The sequence below is a fragment of the Nostoc sp. PA-18-2419 genome (assembly GCF_005869855.1).
Taxonomy (GTDB): domain Bacteria; phylum Cyanobacteriota; class Cyanobacteriia; order Cyanobacteriales; family Nostocaceae; genus Nostoc.
In genome coordinates, this window is the sequence record NZ_SZNH01000040.1 from 22,701 (window position 1) to 42,942 (window position 20,242).

Genomic DNA, 20,242 nt, shown 5'->3' on the forward strand with positions numbered 1-20,242 from the left:
TCAGTTCTACAATCCCAACAGGTGAGAACCAGCAGCAACACCTAACCAGGTTGCAACTTTCACAATAATCGGCTTGGCTACTGTCCAGATTTTCTGACCTGATTCTACAGTTTTGCTAGTTTTGTCAAGTGTATCTGCCACGCTTCCCAAACGTTCTAATGCTCGTTGCTTATTTGGTTCTTCTTTATCCGTTGCTTTCTTAGCTGCACTCAAGTCTTCAATTACTTCTTCTTTAGTATCGGCTGGGAGTTCTGCACCTTGTATCAAAGTTTCTAATTGTGCCAGTAACTTGACAACATCCTCTTTAGTGAGCGATTCTCCGGTATCTGCACCCACTTGATTTTGTTGCGTCACCTGATTACCATCACCAAGCACAGCCTGATTATTGTCCCCTTGCACTGCGCGGTTGTTATCACCTTGAACGTTGTTGACGTTGCCGCCAACTGAACCACCAACTGAAAATCCACCGGGGTTGTTAGTCATAGTACTTACCTGTCCTACTTGGGTGTTTGAATAAAAACTAGGGCGCTCCAGCGCTGTTATTACCATCGTTTCTAAACTACGAATTCTGCTATCTTTTTCTTCTAGTAATAATTTAATTTCTCGCTCTGGTAAACCTTTAAGCTGATTATAACTATCAAAATATTCTGCACTCAGTTGGGACTTGTCAGCCGTAACTGTGGTTTTGGCACGAAGTAAAAACTTATCCTGTCCCCGTTTCTCCATTGCCACAATTTCTAATTCAGCATCAGGGTGGTTCTCGGCTAACTGCTTAAAGGAAATCGCGATCGCTCTGGGGTCAACACCTTGGTTGTGGTAGAGGTCGAGGGTGTCAAATATTGGTTGAATAAAATCACCGAACTCCCCCGGAGCAAACACTTCCTTGTGGTTATCTGGTTTGCGGAGCGGGTCAGGGTTTTCTTTTGTGGGCAATCGCATATAAACGTATTCACACTGTACCCCATCAAATTTGGTATCGGTGGTAATGCCCCAATCTTGAATGTATGCCCCGGTGAGTGTAGCACCTGTAAAATCGGTTCCGTTAACTTGTGCCTGTACTAATTTCGCCCTTGATAAATCTGCGTCTTGTAAGTTAGCTTGACTTAGGTCAACACCTATGAAGCTGGCATCTACTAACATTGCTCCTTTAAAATTTATCCCTCGCAGGTCTAGACGGTCAAAGTTTTTGTTTTGCCCTAGTCGTGTAACTAATACTTGACGAAGTTTTGTATTTTGAAGGTAAGTTGTACCAGGACGAACACGGTCAAGTTTCTTGGTTTTATGGAAGCAAGTACGAGTTAGAATAGCTTTTCTAAAATCTGTACTTTTGAGGGTGGCTTGTGTAAAATTAGCATCGGTTAAATCTGCATTACGAAAGCTCGTTCCACCTGTAGTAGCAAAGGCAAGAGCAAATGAGCGAACCCAGGCATCTTTTTCATTTCCAGCCAAACTACGCCACCCGATGTAACCGCTAAACAGTGTGAAGGCAAGGGCGGAGGTTATGGCGAAGGCATAGGCGGAGGTTACAGCGAAGCCATAGGCTCCGACAAAGGCTCCGGCTACGGCGAAAGCAAAGGCGAAAACAAAGGCAAAGGCTCCGGCTACGGCGAAGGCTGCGGCTGAGGTTACAGCGAGGACTAAGGCTACGGCTAGGACTACAACTACGGATATGGCTCCGATTAAGGCTCCGATCATGGCAAAAGCGGCGTAGTTTCCGACTACGACTCCGGCTACGGCTCCGGCTACAAGTCCAATTACGCTGAAAGCTACGGCTCCGGCTATTAAATTTTTGCGCTTAGTGACAATAAAAAAGACTGTCACCATAACCAGGGAGACTATCCCAATAACGAATTTTCCAGAATCTTTAAATTCAAAAATACCTGTTAATAATGAACCAATGATGAGTGATAAAAACCCTGATAATGCCGACATCTGCAACGTGACTATAAGCAACCCTATTACCCAACGACGCTGTAGTCCAGCCTTAACATCTGTGAAATCAGCATCTTTGAGGATAGCGTTGGTAAAGTTTGCCCCTCTAATATCTGCAAAACTAAAGTTAGCCCCTGTCAGGTTTTGACCTTTGAAAGAACGACCTCTGAGATTTTGACCGGAGAAGTCCTGGGGCATGGCTGGGTGCTGTATACAAATTTCTTTTTGGATACAGATATACCATGAACAATTTCGTAATTACAAAGTTTTAAAGCGATTCTTTTTTCTTAACGCCAGTTTTTATGCTTCAATCCCCGACTTAATTTTCTCGCTCTCCTCACCAATACATCATTCATTCACAATCAAGTTATAGTCAATATACCCAAGCATCGCCCCTCTTTTGATAGCCTCATAACGGTTCTTGACGTGCCACTTGCTATACAAATCACTGGCATAATGTTTGACTGTACCCTAAGAGAGAAACATTTCTTTGGCAATCTGTTCAAAAACTAAACCCTGAGCCAGTAATCGCAGGACTTGTATTTGTCGCTCAGTAGGTGGTTCAATCAAGTTTTTGTCAGCAAAACTAGGGTCAATATATCTGTTGTGATAAAGGGTTTCTAATAATTTTTTAGCCAGCTTAGGGTCAAGTAGACATTCATTAAAGTAAGCTCTCTTGATGGCTAGTTAAATTAATTCTATATCAGCACTCTTGAGCATATAATAATCAGCCMCATGACGGAAAGCAGAGTTAATAAAGTCTTCATGAGTCTGATTAGTAAAAATCACCACTTTACTATTAGTCTTTCTTTTGATTGAACGAGTCAGTTCTAAACCACTCATATCGGGTAATAGTAAATCAACTAACACAACATCAGGGTTGGTCTGTTCAACTAACTGAAAACCTATCTTCCCACAAGTGGCTGACCCTGTAACTTCTATATCTGGAGATTGTTCAATAGCGCCTTTGATACTTAAGAGCGTGAATGTTTCTGGTTAAACAATTACTATTTTCCGCATGATTTTATTAATCCTCTAATAATAAATGGCTGTTTATGAGGTTATTTATTATTGATGTCTAGCGGACACGCTTAAGACACTTGGTGTCTGGGTAGTGTCTGGGGTAGTGTCTGCTGGTGTCTAAGCTTCATAAGGGTTTTGGGGTTTAGTGTCTGTGGTGTCTGGTGTCCTGTGTCCGCTAAAAAAGGGTGTTTTTGAGGCGAGACACCAGACACCAATCGCAGTCAAATTTGATTAAGCTTGATAACACCCTCGGCTATCCAGTCCGCCAATCCTGCCCCCACAATTTCATACATCCACCCCTTTATTTGCTCAACAGTGAATCTTTCCCCAGCCACTTTAAAGTTCCCCTTAAACTCTCTCACATCAGCTTCAATCCGCTCAGTTCGAGTGAGATATTCATACAGCTTTTGCGCCATTGGTGATAATTTATTCGGCGACGATTGGGTATTATCTGCCTTGCTACCAAGATTGAATTCCAATTCATAAATACGTTCTAATGTGGCTTTATCGATTGTTGGCGGCTCATCACTGGTCAAAGGTTTATCAAGTCGAAAATCAATTCGCTTGTGGTCTAACTTGGGCAGTTCAATATCAATCCATTGCCCATGCCCAGGTAATTTAATCTTGCCCTGACCGCTAGAAGAAGCTTCTGTGGTAATTGGGTCAATAGTTGCGATTAGTTCAACTTCTAACAGTGCCGCATCTCGAAGTTTTGATAATCCTTTGGCTTTGGCTAAAATCTCCATTGTGCGGTCGTGAGCTACGAACAAAGGAATCATTAATTGTTTGCGAGATTCAGTCATGGCACAGCGAAACCATTTACCAATAAAATCAGGGTCGGGCTTCCATTTTTCATCCTCACAATCGTCTGGCATTGGCTCAACAATGTTATCCGTCCAGGTGGTAAATTCCTCACAAATAACTGATAGCATCTTGCCCGATGCTCGTAATTGTTCTGTCCATTGTTCTTCTGTTAGCCCACTGCTCCGGTAATCTTCATAGCGCTGGCGCATTTCATCCATGTACCATTGCATAAAATCGGCTATTTCTTGATAGCCAGTAATCAGCCGCACACCTCGCCATTCAACAAGAGTTCCGTGAGGGTCAAGCGCTACGATGTTCCATCCGGCTTGTACTTTCTTCCAAATAATCTCTCTAGTAGTCCAGGATTTACCCGCACCCATGCCACCAAATATTARAGTGGGGTAGCCGATGGTGTTKTTGATCCAGCGATATTTGTCACTGTCTCTTATCGCCTGTTGTTCACTGCCAGTAACCTTATCGTTGGGGTCAATCGTCCCTTGTAGCGTCTGACTCCCCTGTAGATAAGGGGTTTTCATCTCACGCAACTGCTTAATGTAATCTGCCTTCTGTTCTTCGGTCATCCCCGCCGTTTGCGCTTCAAAGATAGCCTCAGATGCCTCCATCTGCGTAACTTCAATCTCGGTGTGGGCGTAAATCTCGGCTTTGGTGATATCAACAGTGCGATCATTGGCTATCAAATCTAAATCGGCTTGCAATTGGACTTCTGCGAGCGCAACATCTCGGTAGCTCTCTAACAACTCGGAACGTGCAGCCATCTCAGCTTTTGCAGCATCCCGTTTTTGGGCGATGTCTTCAAAAACTGCTCTCTGCTTCTCCTCATTTTGACAATGGCGCAACATCCACCCCGCAAGCGCAAACCCCAGGAATCCACCAAACGCGCAAAACGGTTTATATGGGTTAGTGGCCTTCACCAACCCGTTTACCCCCATCGCTCGGTCACGCACTACTTGGCGGGGCATTCCATCACTCTTCCACTGTGACCAATAAAATGGGGTCATGCGAAAAGGACGGTTATCTTTGTCCTGACACACCAATGTTTTCTTTGGAGTTTTGACACAGAAATAAATTCTGTCGCTGCTAGTTCCCTGCCACGCCATCGCCGCCGAACTAATTCCCACAGTTAAACTAAGCCCAATTGCGACAGCTTTCTTGTCCATTGGTAGGCGACCAAACCACAACATTAAGCCCGATTGTTGCGACTCGGATAACTGTTTATGTTTGTCGGTTAAATAATTCATTTACTCTTACCACGAAATAGAAAAATCATTAATATCGCTAGAAATATGCCCACTCCTGCACCAGACATCCAACTTGAAGATTCAGCAGTTTTTGGCTTATAAACCGACTCAATAGAAGCCTTAACTGTACTAGTAGAAGTTCTCGATTCATTCCACTCACTAATGGGTTCATTGAGCGCACACAATAGGGCTAATGACGCACTGCAACCAGTCATTAAATTAGTGACAAAATTATTAAACCCTTCACCTGTTGCAGTGGCGGTAAAGTACAGGTGTGCAGTACCAACAGCAAGAAACATTCCAACTGGGTGAACTTGCAGCAGATGAAAGGTGAAAATCACTCCCGAATTTAAGCAACTGCCAGCGACAATCTCACAGGCATTACCAGCACGTCTAAATGTTCTACCTCTGTTATTTTCTGGTAATGGTTGCGGTTGTGATGGTTGCTCAATTTTCTGTTGTTGTGGAGTCTGTGCCAGCCCTTCAAATGAAAAAGGGCTGACGCTATGAGGATCTTCATTTCGTTTCCTTACTAGCATCAGCCTTGCCTTTTAACTAATAGTTATCTATCGCCCAATTTGTTCCACAAGTTACCCAACATTGCACCCCAACCGCGAACTGTTCCTGTTGCAGAAACACTTGATGCAGATGCATGATTTTGGCTAGTAACTGGTATTACTTCCTGGGGTGTTTGATTTGGTTCCAAAGCCCTTGAGCCATACCTTGCACGGGCTAAAAGTTGTTGGCGTTTTTCTCTTAATCCTGTAGTAATTGCCTGTCTTTCAGCTTGTACAACTTGCCTATTTTCGATGCTGCTAACTTTGTTCTCATGCCGCCAAAGTTCAGCTTGTAAATCTTGATGTAATTGGGCTGCAACTTCGGTTAATGCGTGTTTACGCTTCTGGTCAATTCGCAACAAGTCGGCTCTATCTTGGGCATCTATCTTGCTCATCTCTGAATCAAATTCGGAGTTGAGTTTGCGAATCTTGGCGATAGCACCTGCAACATGAGAGCCATATTGTTTACGAAGTTCGACCCAGGTAACTTGTCCTTTGGTCAACTTCTCCATCGCCTCAAAGACCACCTTGGCGTTGTCCAGAAATGGTTCTAATCGGTCAGATAATTCTTGGGCATTATTCGCATAATCAGCGAACTGTTCGAGCTTATTTATATCAGAGAGATAGCCCAGAATATCAGACTCAAATCCCCCCCAAGATTGCGCTTTTTCATCAATGTGGGAACTATGACCAACTACCGGATTGCGTATTGCAAAGTCCATTGCGTTATTCTCCTAATAAGGTATGTTGTCGTAGTTGATATCACTCGACTCTTGGGGCACTTCATCCCAGTAACCTATCTCTTCAAATCGGCTATAAATTCTCGTTGCCAGTTGCCTTACAGGGTCATCCAAATCATCAGAGATTAAATCAAATCTGTTGGAGCCAAACGCCAAGATATTTGCAATATCAGGGTCAATCCCATTACCTAAGAATTGACCAAATGCAGCAGAGTATGGATGATCATCAATGGTTTCATGAGTTGCTAAGAATTCCGTTCCGGTGAAGGGTGGGTAATCTTCACTCTCGAATATTGGTGTGGAGAGTGCTTCAATATCCGCCTCAATCATTGCCGCCCATTGTTCAGGATTTTCCGCTTTGAATTGCTCTAATCTCAAAGCGCGGTCAGTCAGAGGTGAACGTCCCCAATCGTTGGGATTTTTGTAATCAAGTGCCATGCTGTTAAGATCCTTATGTACTTTCGTTTTTGCGGCGAGAGATACGTCCCGGAGTGGGGCGATTGCAATGATTGGTAGTCGGTGCAATCGCTTCATCATCAGTTCTCACAAAACTCAACAAGTTCAAAAACCTCCCTCTGCACTTGGTTTTGACTTAATTCTTTTCGTCTGCCTTTCGAGTCGTTGAATATGAAAGGGGCATTGACTCGACAATTAGACCGATGGCTGTAGCGCAGTTGTTGACCACGGAATTGGTAGAGGTGGTTACGCACTAAGGCTGTCGTTGAAAGCATTTGTTTGTCCCTCAACTTGGGAGTAGAATTCGATATTTAGGATTGCTTCGTGAATCTCCATCAAGGCTTGAACGGCATCACCAATTTTTAGGTCATTCGATGTACTGAACTTTTCAGACGCTTCGATTTGCTTGTAATTGGGAGATGCTTGCACGAACCTTAAAGTCTGTTCGCAACCGAGGATGATGGTCATAATTTCGGTTGTTGTTAGGCTTGGTTGTGTCTGCATGGTGTCTTGGTTGCTCATGACTTATTTCTTCTCCTTTGGGTTTTAACTGGTGCGGTTGGTGCTTCTGGTTGACTCGGTTTTTGAAGTACATAGCTGATTACACCTCCACCCCCGACAGCTGCGGCGATGGTGAACATATTGTTTTTACCGAAGTACTGCACTCCGAAGTAGCCAAGGGCTAACGCTGCTGCTGTTGCACCAATGCCTAAAACCGTATTTCTGAATGTGGTTCTGTTCATGCTGCCCCCTTGAAATTAGTGACCATTGCGCTAAGTGCCGATTTATTGGGCTGCGTAGATTGCGGTGTTTCAACTTTGGGCGATGGTTGTACAAAAGCGTGTTGAAAAATCAGCTTCTCTACACCTGCTGAAAGKGCTTGTGTYGGTGCATCTTGGGGTAAATCAAACATTTTGCACAATTCAATTACTGCTAGGTAGGAGATGGTTATACGCCGAGATTCGTAATTCATTGATTAACCTCACTTTGAAATTTGAGTTAATAGCTTCAACCCCAAAGCATTGATGAATTGGGGATTGTTCAAAATCACAAAGCCTAAACCGGCCAGGTTCTGATCCACTACTGGTAGAGAAACACCCCCACCCCAGGCGACAAGGTATTTCGCTCGGTCTAGATAATTACCAGCAGTCACAAAGTTGGCGAATTTCTCAATCCTGGTACTCCACCAAGAGTCAAGGCATTGGCTGTACTCTGTCTCAAATTTCTTGCCTGTCAGGTGATTACCGCCATAAGTAAAAGTTCCTTCTTTGATTCCCTGGTTAACGAGACTGGGCGAGTGCTTCACATCCTTAGACAGCAGACTTACTTTGTCGTTTCGCTTGTCTAGTGCCTCTGCAATCATCGAATGCAGTTCACCCGCTCCACCTTCAATCAAGTGACGGTCAATCACTGCACCACTGCCGTTGAACACGGTAATCAACCAAGTGGATGAACCGATATCGAGTGCGATCGCTAATTCTGAGGGGTCTAGTACCAGAGATGCTTCACCGAATAAGCAGTGGGCAATGCTTCCAAAACCTTCGGGGTAAATGCCTGTAACTACGATTTCAACTGTCTTGGTGACAATGGAACGAGTTACAGGGTGCAGATGTTCAAAGGTGTGAGTCCCTTCGACTCGGCGTTTAATCTCTTGGCCCCAGCGTTCTGGGTTGTGGTTGCTCAAACTAATTTCTAGCTTGACCCCATCGGGAATATTGAGAACCGCTAAGTCTGCAAGGATGCTTTCTAGTGCCAGTTCTGCTTTTTTGGCCTTATCCTCGTGCAGCAAGGTGTGGTCACTTTGAGCTAGAGCCGCACTGCCCCAGAAGAATTGAACGTCTTTTAAGTCCAGGCGTGAACCTTCTACATAACGCAGCCATGCCCCATCTTTTGAGATGGTTTCGTGGTGCATGATGTTGCGGTTGCGAACAAGTGAGTATGCGGCTGGCATCATGATCGAAAAATCACCGATGATTGCCTTGCCATACCCTGCTCCTGAGTCTTTTCCAGCGATAAGGTCAGTTAGCCCGGATTTGGCTAACAAGTCCGCTTGAACTAGCCAATTTTTGGCATTGGAATATATAGCTGTCATGGTTCAGATGATTGTTAAAGTCTTGTTTTTTCTGGCTTTGGAGAATTTAGAGGCGCTTATCGCCTTAAGTCCACACATCCAGTTAGGGGTTAGCCATAGCATCACTTTCTGGCTTCTATTGCCTTTGTTTTGTGGCTGTTTTTGGCTGACAATCATATCCTATCACATCATGATGTGATTTTAGATGATAAGATCGTATGTGATCGGACAAGAGAGCATATCATGATGTCAGGTGAGCAAACGAGTTCTGACTTAATGAGCAAAAAGTTAAATGCAATTATTCCAGATGAAACTTGGGAGGCGCTAGAGCAAATTGCTAATGGAGAGATGAGGACTAAAAGCCAGATGGCAGCTATTCTGCTTGGTGAAGCGATCGCGGCTAGACGTGCTAAAAAATCAGAATCTCAGAAGCAGGAAAAACCAGAGGCATAAGGTTTTTAAATTCCGTGTCCTACTAACACTGGATAAAGAGTCTAATAAATTGCTATTGATTCAAAAATACAGTGTCAAGTATTAGTATCAGTAAAGTTCGTGCTAATTTCACATTATTAATTTTGAGTTCGCCATGTTAGCTGTGAAAGACCCACAAAGCGATTTTCAACTCCCCCTGCATAACGAAGCAGCATTAAAGTGGATTAGGGAGACGAAAAATTACTACTCCACTGTTGCTCTAGCAGTTGGTGGTACTGCGCTGGTATCTGGCAGCTTCATTAATCCGGCTGCCTGGGCTGCTTTTGCATTGGCTTACAAACCGTTGGTGATCATTCAAAAACTTGCACGGTTGGAAAAATTAACCGACCTACTTTTACAAGAGTTTAAGAGCGTTGGTATAGAAATCTTTCCATTTCCGGGAGGAGAGAAAAACCCTATTGACTTGTTTATTAGATTTCCACGAACAACTCACCTGTTTATCTCCATTCGTTCGATAGGAGATAGGGAGGTAGTCTACAACGAAGCCAGGGAAGCTTTACAACTCAGAAAGAAGGATAAGAATGGTTTGACAACCTGGAAACCTTGTCCACTACTTGAGTTGGCTGATTACGAAAAGTGGCTTAACAAAAACAGAGACTTGTTCGCAATGTCTTCTCGTGAAGCTACAAAAACGCCAACAGCAAAAGTTTTAGCCCTATGGCCTCCTACTAGAGCGGCTTCAAATCTCAATGAACATTTATATTCGTCCGTGGGAAGTATGAGAATTCTGGCTCTTAGGAGAAAAGGTACTATGTTTGTGATTCAAGAGGGGGAAGTAATCGAGTTTGTTAGGGCTTGGTTAGCCCAATACAAATAGGCTAAAAGTTGAAAACCCCTTCGTCCAGTGTGGACAACGGGGCTTTCAAAATTAATTCCATTGGAATTGGGGATTGGGTTTCAGAGCCTAATTAGTATCCCTAATAGTAATTTTATCTTACACGATCAGGTGTAAAGCCAATGTAATACTGGCTCACCAGATGTAAAGAGTGTTTCAAGAATTTTAGCAAATTAGATTTTTGAACGTTTGTACTAGAAAATTACTGCCACGGGATAGCTCCAATTCCTCCAACACACATAATGGAGGATTTGTAAAGTGTCAAAAAAACAGCTATTTCATACTGATACTACCTGCAAGCTGCTATTCGCAACTATTGCGAACCCTTGCCCCCACTGCGGTAAACCAGACTGGTGCTACTCAATAGGAGAATTTACAGTCTGCGATCGCGATCGCTTTCATCAGCCTAACTATGCACTGGGTCAACCGAAACAATCGCCAACTTATGTATTAAGCAATTGTCAAAAATTAAATAATGTTCAAGGAGGTATCGCGTAATGGTTGCACAATTCTCCAATCAACAGGCGTTTTCCTCCTTCGACATCCGAAATTTTCAAGACCAGCTAGAGCCGTCCAAAACTAAAAATAAGTTTATTTGTCCAGTTTGTGGCGGGAATGACTTATCTATTGTCCCAGAAACCGGGAAGTACAGATGCTTCAATAATTGTGAGTGTAAGGACATCAGAGAGGCGATTAAACCTTGGGCTGAGGTTATAGCAGAAAGGGCAGGGGCTAATTACACTCCATCCCTAAACCGAAATGTTGCCAAGGCCAAGAGAATCTTGCCCAAAAGTGCGCCAATTCCAGATGGTGAATTAGGTTTGGTGATGTTGACGGATACTGTAACAGATATTCCCCAACCGAAAAAATTAACGAGTAGACCACCAAAAAATGTTGAGGGCAGTGCCACCGAAACAATTTATCCTTACTCAGAGTCGCAATGGGTGGTTCGCTATCAGTGGCCAGATGACAACAAGGAGAAAGGTTACAGCAAGACCTTTCGGCAATGGCACAGGCGAGAAGACGGCACTCCAGAGATGAGAAAAGGGGATGAACCCTGGAAAGCTTACCGCATTGATGAAGCTTTAGCTGCCGCTAAATCTGTGAATGGAACCCCGGCGCTACTCCAGCATGAAGGCGAGGGATGCGTAGAAGTTGGTCGAGAGCATGGTCTTGCTGGAATTACCTTCCAAGGCAGTGGATGGGATAAAAAGACTATCACACTCGAATATCAACGCGCAATTGAAGCAGGCATAGGATTAATCGTTTTTCTGCATGACCCAGACGACACTGGGTTAAAGAAACTTGCGACTTGCCTTGAATGTGCGGCTGAAGTAGGAATTGCTCTTGTTGGGATTAACCCAAATGACATCTGCCCCGATTTACCATATAAGTCAAGTGATATCAAAGAAATCTTGGGGCAGATGGAAGTACCAGAGTTTATCCGTCGGTTGGAGCAGGAGATTCACGCGGCTGTGGCGCAGCGATCGCTTGAGTTGGTAGAATCTGAAACTATTGAAAAAGAAGTTACAGATTTATCTAATTTCAGTATAGATATTGACCCGGCAGACCCGGAGGCATTCTACAAACCCGTCTGCCAATCCATGAATTTACCCTACTCTAACTGCGTGACTTCTGGTACTTTTGATGGCTGGGCTTACCGAAAAATCTTTCCTCAAACTGAATGGATGGTACTGAATTCATCCTTTTACAAGTGGTCACAAGAGAATAAACAATGGCAACACCAAGATGATAATAAAGCTTACAAACTCCTCGCTGACGCTTCTGAATCCGCTTACAAGCTCTCTTACACAAAGACATTTGGTTGGAGAATAACCAAGCCTTACGAAACTAACGCACACGTTGATTCTGCCTTTAAATATTGCCGCAGTCGCTTAGAACCAGCAGAACCACTGCCAACCAATACTCATTTATTAGGGTTTAACAATTGTGTTGTTGATTTGCGAACTGGTGAACAAATGCCTCTAAGCAAAGATTTTTACCTGACTAATATCATTCCCCACGATTACGAAGCCAACAAACCATGCCCAGAAGTTTTTCTCAAATTTCTAAATGAGAGCTTTGGGTCAGAATTGGTTGAAGTGATTCGGGCGTTCACGAGTATGTTTTTAGACCCAACCGCCCCTTATGGTCGGTTTCCCCACTTAATTGGCTTAAGTGGTGGGGGCAAGGGGACATTGGGAAGATTTTGGAGTAGTTTATTTGGCGAATCCGGCTCTAGTAGCGCCACACACTTTGCGGATATTTCTACACCGGAAGGACGGCATCAATATTTAAGTGGAAAGCGGATATTTGGATTCCCTGACGTAGGAGGTTATGCCGAAGGAGTCAGAGCTTTTTACGAATTAGTTGACAATGGGGCAATGAGCGGACGCGCTTTATTCAATCCAGTCGCTTATTCAATCCAGTGGTACATTCGGTTTTGGGTTGCCTCTGTAAGTCATCTACAGATCGAAAATGCAGGCGACGGGTGGATGCGTCGAGCTTACCCAATCCCAGTAAAAAACCGAGATGTAACCCCTGACCCAGACTTGTGGTTGAAGCTACAAGAGGTGAAGTCAGACATAATTTCTTGGGCTTTAGCAATGCCACGAGCAGAACGCGATCGCATTTTGTTATCGCCACCTTCTTCAGATCGGGCAAAGAATTTGGCGCTAGAGGCATCTTTGTACGGGGACTCGACCAAATCCTTTGTAGACTTGTGCTTACGCCCCTCAACGACCGAAACATTTATCCCACAAAGTCGTTTACACAGTTGGTATGTACTTTACTGCCGGGAACATGGTTATGCACCTTTGGGGATGTCCAAATTTATTAGCCATTTAAAAACAGTCTTGCCCCACAACTTCAAGGAACGTAGCTGGACACCCACGGTCAACGGAAAGCGTGAAAGAATTCAGTCCCACTTTGCATTCATTGAACCACTGGCTGGGGTCTTTGAGATGAAAGTACCGGAGGGTCCACCGGATTCATCACTAAGCAAAGCGGAATTTTGGTATTGCTTTAAAGATAAATGCCTTGAAGGGGGAATAGAGGAATTTGAGGAGTTTTTTCACCCCACAAAAACGCCAGAACCCTTACACAGCTTACCTGTCCACCCTGTCCACTCACGGAATACCCCTACTTTTGACCCTGGACAGGCTGAAAGCCTTACACAGCTTGGCTGTCCACCCTGTCCAATTGTCCCCCCCCAAGAATTAGCATTGCAAAAAAAAGATGAGGAAAATAATGAAAGTGGAGTTAATCAATTTGTCAATTTAACTCATAGCCCTTCAGTCCCCCTAGACTTTGTGGACAGCCTGGACAGCCTTGATGTGACTGGGTTTGAGCCTGTCCAACAAGTAAGTCTTGCCGAAAACTCTTTGGACACCCTGGACAGCCCTGCTGTAGCTGGGTTTTCTCCTCGACAAGATGGTGAATTGATAACTACACGAGAAAGCGAATTATCTTGCCCGGAATTGAAAGTTGGGGATAAAGTTGAGTTTTTCAACGACAGTGTTCGCAAGTGGCAAGTCGGAATCATTAAGAGCGTTCAACTAATGAAAGCTTATTTTTGTAGCGCAACAATTGAGTATCGAGGTTTTAAAGGTCAATTATGCCAGGTAGAAATCTTCAGGAGTGATTGGATAAAATTTCTGCATAATTAGGCAGTGGATGAAAGCGATGTCTGCAAGAGAGGGCTGGCTGTGACTGTTAGAAAATGTTACTGCTTGGGAACTCTGAAAGTGGAACCATTATTGAATAACTTCACTTCTACGTTATGCGTATAGAAATCAACTTTGAATTAGTGAGAAACCTGTAGAGGAAATGATCTCCATTATCTACTCCGAGAAATTCCTTCAACATGAAACAGGGTATATGCACCCTGAGCAACCAGAACGACTGACTGCAATTCTGGATAGGTTAAAAACCTCAACAGTAGCAGACCAAATCCAATGGTTAAATCCTGACACTTCTAGAAATGTAATCAAAGAGATTGAACGAGTTCATTCCACTAAATACATTGAGTCAGTTCGCGCCTATTCTACAAGAGGCTGGGGTTGTTTTGAGTCAACACAGATTTCTCCCCAAAGCTTTGAGGTTGCCTGCCTTGCTGTGAATGCTTGGTTGGATGGAGTTGATACTGTTTGGCAGCTAGTCAGACCGAGCTTTGTTCTGTCCAGACCCCCAGGACACCATGCACTTAAGGATGAAGGGATGGGATTTTGCATTTTCTCTAATGCAGCGATCGCTGCCCTTTACGCTTTGGCAACAGGACAAATCAAACGAGTTGGAATTCTTGACTGGGATGTACATCACGGTAACGGAACGCAGGCAGCCGTGGAAAATGTTCCCAACATTGCTTTTTGTTCAATTCATCAATCACCAGGCTATCCACACACAGGAAAATCCGACGAACATGGCAAATTTAACAACGTCTTGAATCTCCCTATTGCTCCAGGTAGTTTGATACAAGATTACTGTAAGTTATTTGAGCAGAAGGTTGTACCCTTTTTCAAAGATTTCCACCCAGATATCTTGATTGTCAGTGCAGGATACGATGCCAACCAAGCGGATTTACTTTCTAAGATCAATTTACAGCCCCATGATTATGCCATCCTTACTGATTATTGCCTCCAGATTACACCGCGAATCCTTTTCGGTTTGGAGGGCGGTTACGAATTAGACAGTCTTTCTCTATCTGTGCTTGAGACAGTCAAACAGTGTTTAAAAGTCTCTGTTTAGACGCATAAAAAATTATTTAACATCTGGCTAAAATCTCTACATGACTTAATGCAGCCGATACAGTTACAGGCAATTTGTACCCACCTCCATGACTAGATATCACTGGGATTGATGATTTTTTAGCTAACTCTAACACCTTCAAAGTCAACAATTGAAATTCTTGATTAGTCCAATCTGTAATTCCTTTACCACAATCATCTTGATGTGAGTCATACCCAGAAAATATTAAAATTAAATCAGGTATCCAAGGTATTTTTACTAGTGCTTCTTGAAAAGTATTTAAGCTTTCATAACTTGTATAAAAATTGCCATCTATTCCTAACTTAGATAACACTTCTACTGGAAAGTTTTCTGGAATTAGAGGAATATTACAGTGTCCAACTGCAAGTCCAGCTGTAGTTGTACCCGCTTTTAAGTCAGAAGCTTTAGCCATATAAAGGTCAGCACCACTATGTATACTTATACAGTAAATATTTTTATCATTGACAAAGATTGATTGCGTTCCATCACCATGATGAATATCCCAATCAACAATTAATATTTTTTGAAACCCTTGAGTTTGAGCATATTTGGCTGCTGCTGCTAAAGGATTGAGTAAACAATATCCATGTCCCCAATCTGTATGTGCATGATGCCCTGGTAGAGTAAAACAGTAAGCACGCTCTAATATTCCCTTTTTCATGTTATCTATTGCTTCTAGTAACCCTCCCAATCCGTACAAATAACTAGGTAAGCAATATTCCAACCCTTCACATTCCCCGCCATTTGTCGGTAATGAATTATCAAGCTCATCATGTTTATTTAAAGCTTTTAAAACTATATTTTTCAGATAAATATTTGTATGAACTCGTAGATAATCAGTCAGATGAGCTTTTCGTATTGCTAGGATTGGGTAATTAGTTAATATTTTTGCTAATTCCAGCCTGACTTGACTGTAGTAAGGGAATGAATAGCCTGTCCAGGAAATCGTATGACTTGGCTTAGATGTATAACAAGTATGTGGATGTAGGTAAACCGCAAATTTTGTCATAACTATTTTTTTCTGCTCTAATAGCGGCATTTATATCTCCATTCTGACTTTTAAAATCATGAAAATAAAAACTTCGTATACGAACTAAAAATTGACCCAATGGCTCAATTTTGGCAAAAAAATGTATTATCAAAAATTGGCTCCCATTATTGCTGATTTATGGCATACCAATGGCATACCAATGGAAGAAGTGAAACTCAATTCTCAACTAATTATCACTATTGAGAATTAGGGTTAAAACTGGCTCCTATTCTCGCACACCAATGGTAGGGCTATGGCATACCAAAGTCCAATCACCTAAATTCCGCATTTTTAAATATCACAGTGACATTATGCTTTCACGGGAGAATAATATTGAATTCTGACGCACAGTACGCCATCTTTGGCGGAAAGTTTTTTGGAGCGAAAAATGATGATTTAAGTAAATTTCAAATCACTTTCATCAAAAAGAAGTACCAAACAGCTACATTAATACTACAAAAGGGGACTGTACAGTTCACTACTAGAACACTGACTATTAAAGACTCAATTCATCATCCTGCTCCTGCTCCTGCTGTTGCTGATGCTGTTGCCTTAACTGCTGCCCATAATCAATAAGCTGCTGATTCCAATCGTCAGCCTTGCATTTGAGCCGCTTGGACTGTGGCAGTAGTTCCTTAACAACTCGTGCAGCTGCATTACCAGAATCGTCCGAGTCAAACGCCACTTGTAAATTAGGAATATTCTGCAATTGCTCTACTGGTAAGCTTTTGGGATTATCTACCGCCATGTACAAAGTTCTATTGGGTGGCACGTCGCCTCTAAGCTGATATTCCAGCATGGCAAAAGACACGGCATCGATGGGCGATTTCAAAAGCACCACTTTCTCTGGGGAATCACTTGGCTGTCCGCCTAAGTGAAAGTGAAACCAGCCCTCACGCCGCTTAGTCCCTTTCTCGTATCCCTTAAAAGTGTTGTTTTCTCCCCGTGTCCCCCGCAGGAACGCTCCTATTGCCTGGGGTTCTTCGCCAAGATTCCGCATGACGAACACAGCGTTTTGCTGATCATCAGCGTAAACTAACCCCCTTTTATGCAGAACTTCCACAAAATTTTCAGGTATCCCCCGTTTCTGGGCCAGGTAGTTGGAGACAGAAGACCACTTGCTTTTATCCTCAACTGGTAGCCTAAATTTGTCGCGTGGTTCTAACTGGATAATTTCAGATGCCACTGTTTTAGCTTTGGCGATCGCTGCTCGTTCTGCCCCAGCTGACCCAAATCGCTCATGTAACCAGACAACCGCCTGCCGTACATTGCAATTGTTAACGTGCATCACCAAGTCAATCGCGCCGCCACCGCCCTTTTGTTGATCGGGTGAAAAATCATAAAACTTGGACTCATCTATATTAATAATGTGTCCGTGGCCCTTCCATCTCCCAAGATCCTGATGTAGCCCCAACTCCCAGGCGACATCAACAAGGGGCAAGTCGCGCAGTTGTTCCGTTTGCTGCCGAAGAAGAAGTTTCTCTGTCTCTAGTTGTTGAATGTGTTGGTCTTTTGCTTCAATTTCTTTTACCAAAGCTTTAGCCGTGGCTTCCATCTCCTGTTTTTTAGTTTGCGCCCGTTCGCTTAGGGCGGCTTTGGCTTGCATCTGGGATTCCGTCAAACTGCTGTTTGGTTCAATGCCAGAGTTGACAATGCTGTAAAAATCTTTGATGTCCTGGTGTTGCGCTCTACTTCCCTTAATGCCACGCTCTAACCCAAGATGTTCGGTGGCCGCAGAATAAGAATCTTGAAACTGCCTCATTTTCTGCCGACCGTCAAAAAAGTGCTTGGCTCGTAGTTGCCCCAAATCATCCAAAGGGACAAAGTAAGCGTGAATATGTGGGGTGGCTTCGTCTAAGTGCAACTCTGCCCTGACTACGCGATTGCCATATTGCGACTCCAGCCATTTTTTAGATGCTTCTAACCATAAATCCACTTCCTTCTGCTCGTAGTAGCCGGCTTTTGTTGGGCAATCGGGGCGGAAGTATTCTGGTGAAGCGGTCAATAAAATCTCTGTGCAATAAACTGCATCTGGGCGAATCTTCCGCTTCTGTTCTCCGATTCTCTCCATCACCAATTGATCTAATGATTCATTGGGATTGTGATGACCGATGAACCTGATATTATTTTGGGATGGATCGGCGTTCGGCGTTTCTCTAAGTCTAGCGGTATGTGCTTCACTGCCTGCCAAGTTACTGCGCTTCAGCTTTTTGATGCGTGCAATAGCGTAAGGCATCTCCATTCACTCGTGAAATTGGGTTTAGAGCGTCGCAGACCCCACGAAACCTTTTTGTTTAAGCGAAGCGAGAAATGGCGAAAGCCACCCGCAGGGCAAAAAGGTGTAGTGGGTACACCTAAATCATGGTACACCCAACCGAAAATTTTTGGTGGCAGTCAACCTCCTGCGGCTCAAAAGCTTGCTGTGTAAGCTTTTGAGGCATATTCGGCACGTTATTACAGTTTTCTCCCCAAACACCACTGAAAAACTCATTTAAACCACTATAATACTCATTACAATCTCAATCGCTTACCAATTCGAGCGATTTTTTCCACCCCTTTTAAACTCATTTACATCACTCTTAAACTCATTTACACCACTGTCCAACTCACAAAAATTACAGATGGGTTTTTATACGATAAACGTTGTACTACTTAGGAGACAAGATGAGCGAAAAACGCAACTTTTATGTTGAGTTGCCAAGAATTAAACGCAAGTCTAAATCTTGGGAGGGTAAGGTCATTGAATATTTATTGAACCATCCTTCTGGAAAAGCAGCCACTGAATTTTCAATGGAAGCTCTGACTGCTTTTTGGTTGGCAGAAGCATTAGAGGGTCAAGTCAGTTCTGAAGAGTTGAATAAAGCTTGTTGGTCGGCGATCGAGAAATTAGAAGGAAAACTTGCCACAGTTAGAAGGATAGCCGGCATAGAAAAATTGCCTTCATCCTACACAATCGGGTTAAGCGCTTCTCCAACAAATGTGATGGACACTAAAAATAATCAGAACTTGAATGATGAAGAGCTTGTGTTCACCTCGGATGACCAAACCTTGGATGAGGACACTGACGATTTGATAGAACTAGAACTGCCAGAAGAAATAAAGCAGATTAACAACCTGTTTAATGTCCAGTAGTAGTTGAGAAAAAGCTCATTGCATCAATTCACTACTTCAAATCTTACTAATCATCTAGTATTAACCGGGGTTTATAAGTAACCCATTGTGTATTTTTTACTGAAAAACCAGTCTGCCCAAGTCTGCCCATGAGCGCCCAAGTCTGCCCGTGGGCGTATGTGGGCGCACAAAATACTAAAATTTGCTCAAAATTGATAATTTTATGTCTGCCTAAGTACGCCCACATACGCCCACGGGCAGACTTGGGACAAGAAAAATTTTGCTCTTCTTCCAATTCTTCGATTTGGGTGCAGTAAAGATTTTTTATTTCATTTGCGACAATCCCCAGGATCGCCACCTTCGTTTTGCTTGCTTGATTCGCAAGCTAGAGTTTTTGAACTTCTAGCGGCATCATCAAACGACCGAACTGGTGGTGTTTGAGCCAAATAATCCGTAATAATCATACTAAAAACGAACAATATAGCTGGAACCAACACGAAAACGAACAGAAGACCTTCGACAATCATTTGTTTTTCGTCAGGCTTATCTTGTTCTGAAGGCTGTTCTGGCTTGCTCACGACTAATACACCACTCAAGACACTATCCTTAGCAATCCCAAAATCAAACCGGGAGCTACCAACCAGTTAAAATTTTCTATGCGCGATGGCGTAACCGCCCGATGTAGCCATCGCCACCCCGCCACCAAAACAAAAAAACCTTGTTTTTGTTGGGTAGGCATGGAGGAATTGAGAATGGGGAATGGGGCGATCGCGTTCCTTTATATTACTTATGTAGTATTAAAGTAGTTTAAATTGCTCCAAGTGATTTGAAAATTACTCAAATCCATTTTTGGCTCAACAAACTTTCCGCCAAATATGGCGTACTGTGCGTCAAAAAAAGATGGATTACAGAGCTTAAAAGCTTTTAAGCGATTTTCAGGGTAATTGACCAATTATTGGGAGTAAATGGGAGACTTCTTATAAGTATTGGGAACTGTTCTTCTTTATTGGGAATTTTTGAGCTAATGAGAATTTTGTGAGTGGATGATTTAAAAGGTGTAAAAAGGTAAGAAAAAATTGGAGAATTGGGAGATATTGTCGAGATATTGGAAGATGTTGAATGTAGTTGGTGAGAATTGGGAAAATGGATGTTTTGTCGAGGTTTT

Annotated in this window: 24 protein-coding genes; 7 read left to right on the forward strand and 17 right to left on the reverse strand. The window is 43.1% G+C overall.

Annotated elements, in window-relative coordinates; genetic code table 11:
* Positions 1–6: 6 nt before the first annotated feature.
* From FCR06_RS27275 to FCR06_RS27330, 12 genes are all read right to left on the reverse strand, one after another.
* Positions 7–2,130, reverse strand: a complete 2,124-nt coding sequence (locus tag FCR06_RS27275) for a pentapeptide repeat-containing protein (RefSeq protein WP_138505354.1) — start codon at positions 2,128–2,130, stop codon at positions 7–9.
* Between the two features lie 273 nt (positions 2,131–2,403).
* Positions 2,404–2,502 carry a LuxR C-terminal-related transcriptional regulator gene (locus FCR06_RS33930; RefSeq protein ID WP_223280321.1) on the reverse strand — a complete coding sequence of 33 codons (99 nt, stop codon included), beginning with the start codon at positions 2,500–2,502 and terminating at the stop codon, positions 2,404–2,406.
* 117 nt (positions 2,503–2,619) lie between these two features.
* On the reverse strand, positions 2,620–2,904 hold the full coding sequence (locus FCR06_RS33935) for a response regulator transcription factor (RefSeq protein ID WP_138505400.1): 285 nt from the start codon (positions 2,902–2,904) through the stop codon (positions 2,620–2,622).
* Between the two features lie 272 nt (positions 2,905–3,176).
* Entirely contained in the window at positions 3,177–5,018 is a 1,842-nt protein-coding gene (locus FCR06_RS27290; protein ID WP_138505356.1) for a hypothetical protein, read from the reverse strand.
* Entirely contained in the window at positions 5,015–5,557 is a 543-nt protein-coding gene (locus tag FCR06_RS27295; protein WP_138505358.1) for an LPXTG cell wall anchor domain-containing protein, read from the reverse strand. The genes FCR06_RS27290 and FCR06_RS27295 overlap by 4 nt, the downstream gene beginning before the upstream one ends.
* 23 nt (positions 5,558–5,580) lie before the next feature.
* On the reverse strand, positions 5,581–6,297 hold the full coding sequence (locus FCR06_RS27300; RefSeq protein WP_138505361.1) for a hypothetical protein: 717 nt from the start codon (positions 6,295–6,297) through the stop codon (positions 5,581–5,583).
* 12 nt (positions 6,298–6,309) lie between these two features.
* Positions 6,310–6,852: a hypothetical protein gene (locus FCR06_RS27305; RefSeq protein WP_223280322.1), complete on the reverse strand. Its 543-nt coding sequence runs from the start codon at positions 6,850–6,852 to the stop codon at positions 6,310–6,312.
* Positions 6,852–7,046: a hypothetical protein gene (locus tag FCR06_RS27310; protein ID WP_138505363.1), complete on the reverse strand. Its 195-nt coding sequence runs from the start codon at positions 7,044–7,046 to the stop codon at positions 6,852–6,854. The genes FCR06_RS27305 and FCR06_RS27310 overlap by 1 nt, the downstream gene beginning before the upstream one ends.
* The gene (locus FCR06_RS27315; RefSeq protein WP_138505365.1) at positions 7,018–7,293 is read right to left on the reverse strand and encodes a hypothetical protein; all 276 of its coding nucleotides are present in this window, start codon (positions 7,291–7,293) and stop codon (positions 7,018–7,020) included. Before FCR06_RS27315 ends, FCR06_RS27310 begins: the two co-directional genes overlap by 29 nt.
* Positions 7,290–7,514, reverse strand: a complete 225-nt coding sequence (locus tag FCR06_RS27320; RefSeq protein ID WP_138505367.1) for a hypothetical protein — start codon at positions 7,512–7,514, stop codon at positions 7,290–7,292. The genes FCR06_RS27315 and FCR06_RS27320 overlap by 4 nt, the downstream gene beginning before the upstream one ends.
* Positions 7,511–7,744: a hypothetical protein gene (locus FCR06_RS27325; protein ID WP_138505369.1), complete on the reverse strand. Its 234-nt coding sequence runs from the start codon at positions 7,742–7,744 to the stop codon at positions 7,511–7,513. The genes FCR06_RS27320 and FCR06_RS27325 overlap by 4 nt, the downstream gene beginning before the upstream one ends.
* A gap of 9 nt (positions 7,745–7,753) precedes the next feature.
* Positions 7,754–8,863, reverse strand: a complete 1,110-nt coding sequence (locus tag FCR06_RS27330; RefSeq protein WP_138505371.1) for a ParM/StbA family protein — start codon at positions 8,861–8,863, stop codon at positions 7,754–7,756.
* Between the two features lie 222 nt (positions 8,864–9,085).
* Here FCR06_RS27330 and FCR06_RS27335 point away from each other — a divergent pair, with 222 nt between their 5' ends.
* The 5 genes from FCR06_RS27335 to FCR06_RS27355 all read left to right on the forward strand — a co-directional run bounded on the left by FCR06_RS27335 (position 9,086) and on the right by FCR06_RS27355 (position 14,915).
* Positions 9,086–9,295, forward strand: a complete 210-nt coding sequence (locus FCR06_RS27335) for a ribbon-helix-helix domain-containing protein (RefSeq protein ID WP_138505373.1) — start codon at positions 9,086–9,088, stop codon at positions 9,293–9,295.
* Between the two features lie 133 nt (positions 9,296–9,428).
* Positions 9,429–10,151 (forward strand): hypothetical protein, encoded by a 723-nt coding sequence (locus FCR06_RS27340; protein ID WP_138505375.1) that lies wholly within the window; start codon positions 9,429–9,431, stop codon positions 10,149–10,151.
* 276 nt (positions 10,152–10,427) lie between these two features.
* A complete protein-coding gene (locus FCR06_RS27345; RefSeq protein ID WP_138505376.1) occupies positions 10,428–10,667 on the forward strand; it encodes a hypothetical protein in 240 nt (79 codons plus the stop codon).
* A complete protein-coding gene (locus FCR06_RS27350) occupies positions 10,667–13,837 on the forward strand; it encodes a primase-like DNA-binding domain-containing protein (protein WP_138505378.1) in 3,171 nt (1,056 codons plus the stop codon). Before FCR06_RS27345 ends, FCR06_RS27350 begins: the two co-directional genes overlap by 1 nt.
* A gap of 160 nt (positions 13,838–13,997) precedes the next feature.
* Positions 13,998–14,915: a histone deacetylase gene (locus FCR06_RS27355; RefSeq protein ID WP_138505380.1), complete on the forward strand. Its 918-nt coding sequence runs from the start codon at positions 13,998–14,000 to the stop codon at positions 14,913–14,915.
* A 16-nt stretch (positions 14,916–14,931) separates the two neighbouring features.
* On the opposite strand, the gene FCR06_RS27360 is transcribed toward FCR06_RS27355, so the two are convergent.
* Both FCR06_RS27360 and mobV read right to left on the reverse strand, forming a co-directional pair.
* Positions 14,932–15,945: a histone deacetylase family protein gene (locus FCR06_RS27360; RefSeq protein ID WP_138505381.1), complete on the reverse strand. Its 1,014-nt coding sequence runs from the start codon at positions 15,943–15,945 to the stop codon at positions 14,932–14,934.
* A 517-nt stretch (positions 15,946–16,462) separates the two neighbouring features.
* Positions 16,463–18,202 (reverse strand): MobV family relaxase, encoded by a 1,740-nt coding sequence (gene mobV, locus FCR06_RS27365; RefSeq protein ID WP_138505383.1) that lies wholly within the window; start codon positions 18,200–18,202, stop codon positions 16,463–16,465.
* Between the two features lie 12 nt (positions 18,203–18,214).
* On the opposite strand from mobV, the gene FCR06_RS27370 reads away from it, so the two are divergent.
* Both FCR06_RS27370 and FCR06_RS27375 read left to right on the forward strand, forming a co-directional pair.
* A complete protein-coding gene (locus tag FCR06_RS27370; RefSeq protein WP_138505384.1) occupies positions 18,215–18,394 on the forward strand; it encodes a hypothetical protein in 180 nt (59 codons plus the stop codon).
* Between the two features lie 236 nt (positions 18,395–18,630).
* Positions 18,631–19,098, forward strand: coding sequence for a hypothetical protein (locus FCR06_RS27375; RefSeq protein ID WP_138505385.1), 468 nt, complete (start codon positions 18,631–18,633; stop codon positions 19,096–19,098).
* A gap of 46 nt (positions 19,099–19,144) precedes the next feature.
* Here FCR06_RS27375 and FCR06_RS33070 read toward each other — a convergent pair whose 3' ends face one another.
* From FCR06_RS33070 to FCR06_RS33075, 3 genes are read right to left on the reverse strand one after another with little or no spacing between them, the layout of a single operon-like run.
* Entirely contained in the window at positions 19,145–19,435 is a 291-nt protein-coding gene (locus FCR06_RS33070) for a hypothetical protein (RefSeq protein ID WP_189523599.1), read from the reverse strand.
* Positions 19,407–19,655, reverse strand: coding sequence for a hypothetical protein (locus tag FCR06_RS27380; RefSeq protein ID WP_138505387.1), 249 nt, complete (start codon positions 19,653–19,655; stop codon positions 19,407–19,409). The genes FCR06_RS33070 and FCR06_RS27380 overlap by 29 nt, the downstream gene beginning before the upstream one ends.
* Positions 19,656–19,669: 14 nt before the next feature.
* Positions 19,670–19,816 carry a hypothetical protein gene (locus FCR06_RS33075; protein WP_189523600.1) on the reverse strand — a complete coding sequence of 49 codons (147 nt, stop codon included), beginning with the start codon at positions 19,814–19,816 and terminating at the stop codon, positions 19,670–19,672.
* Between the last annotated feature and the right edge of the window lie 426 nt (positions 19,817–20,242).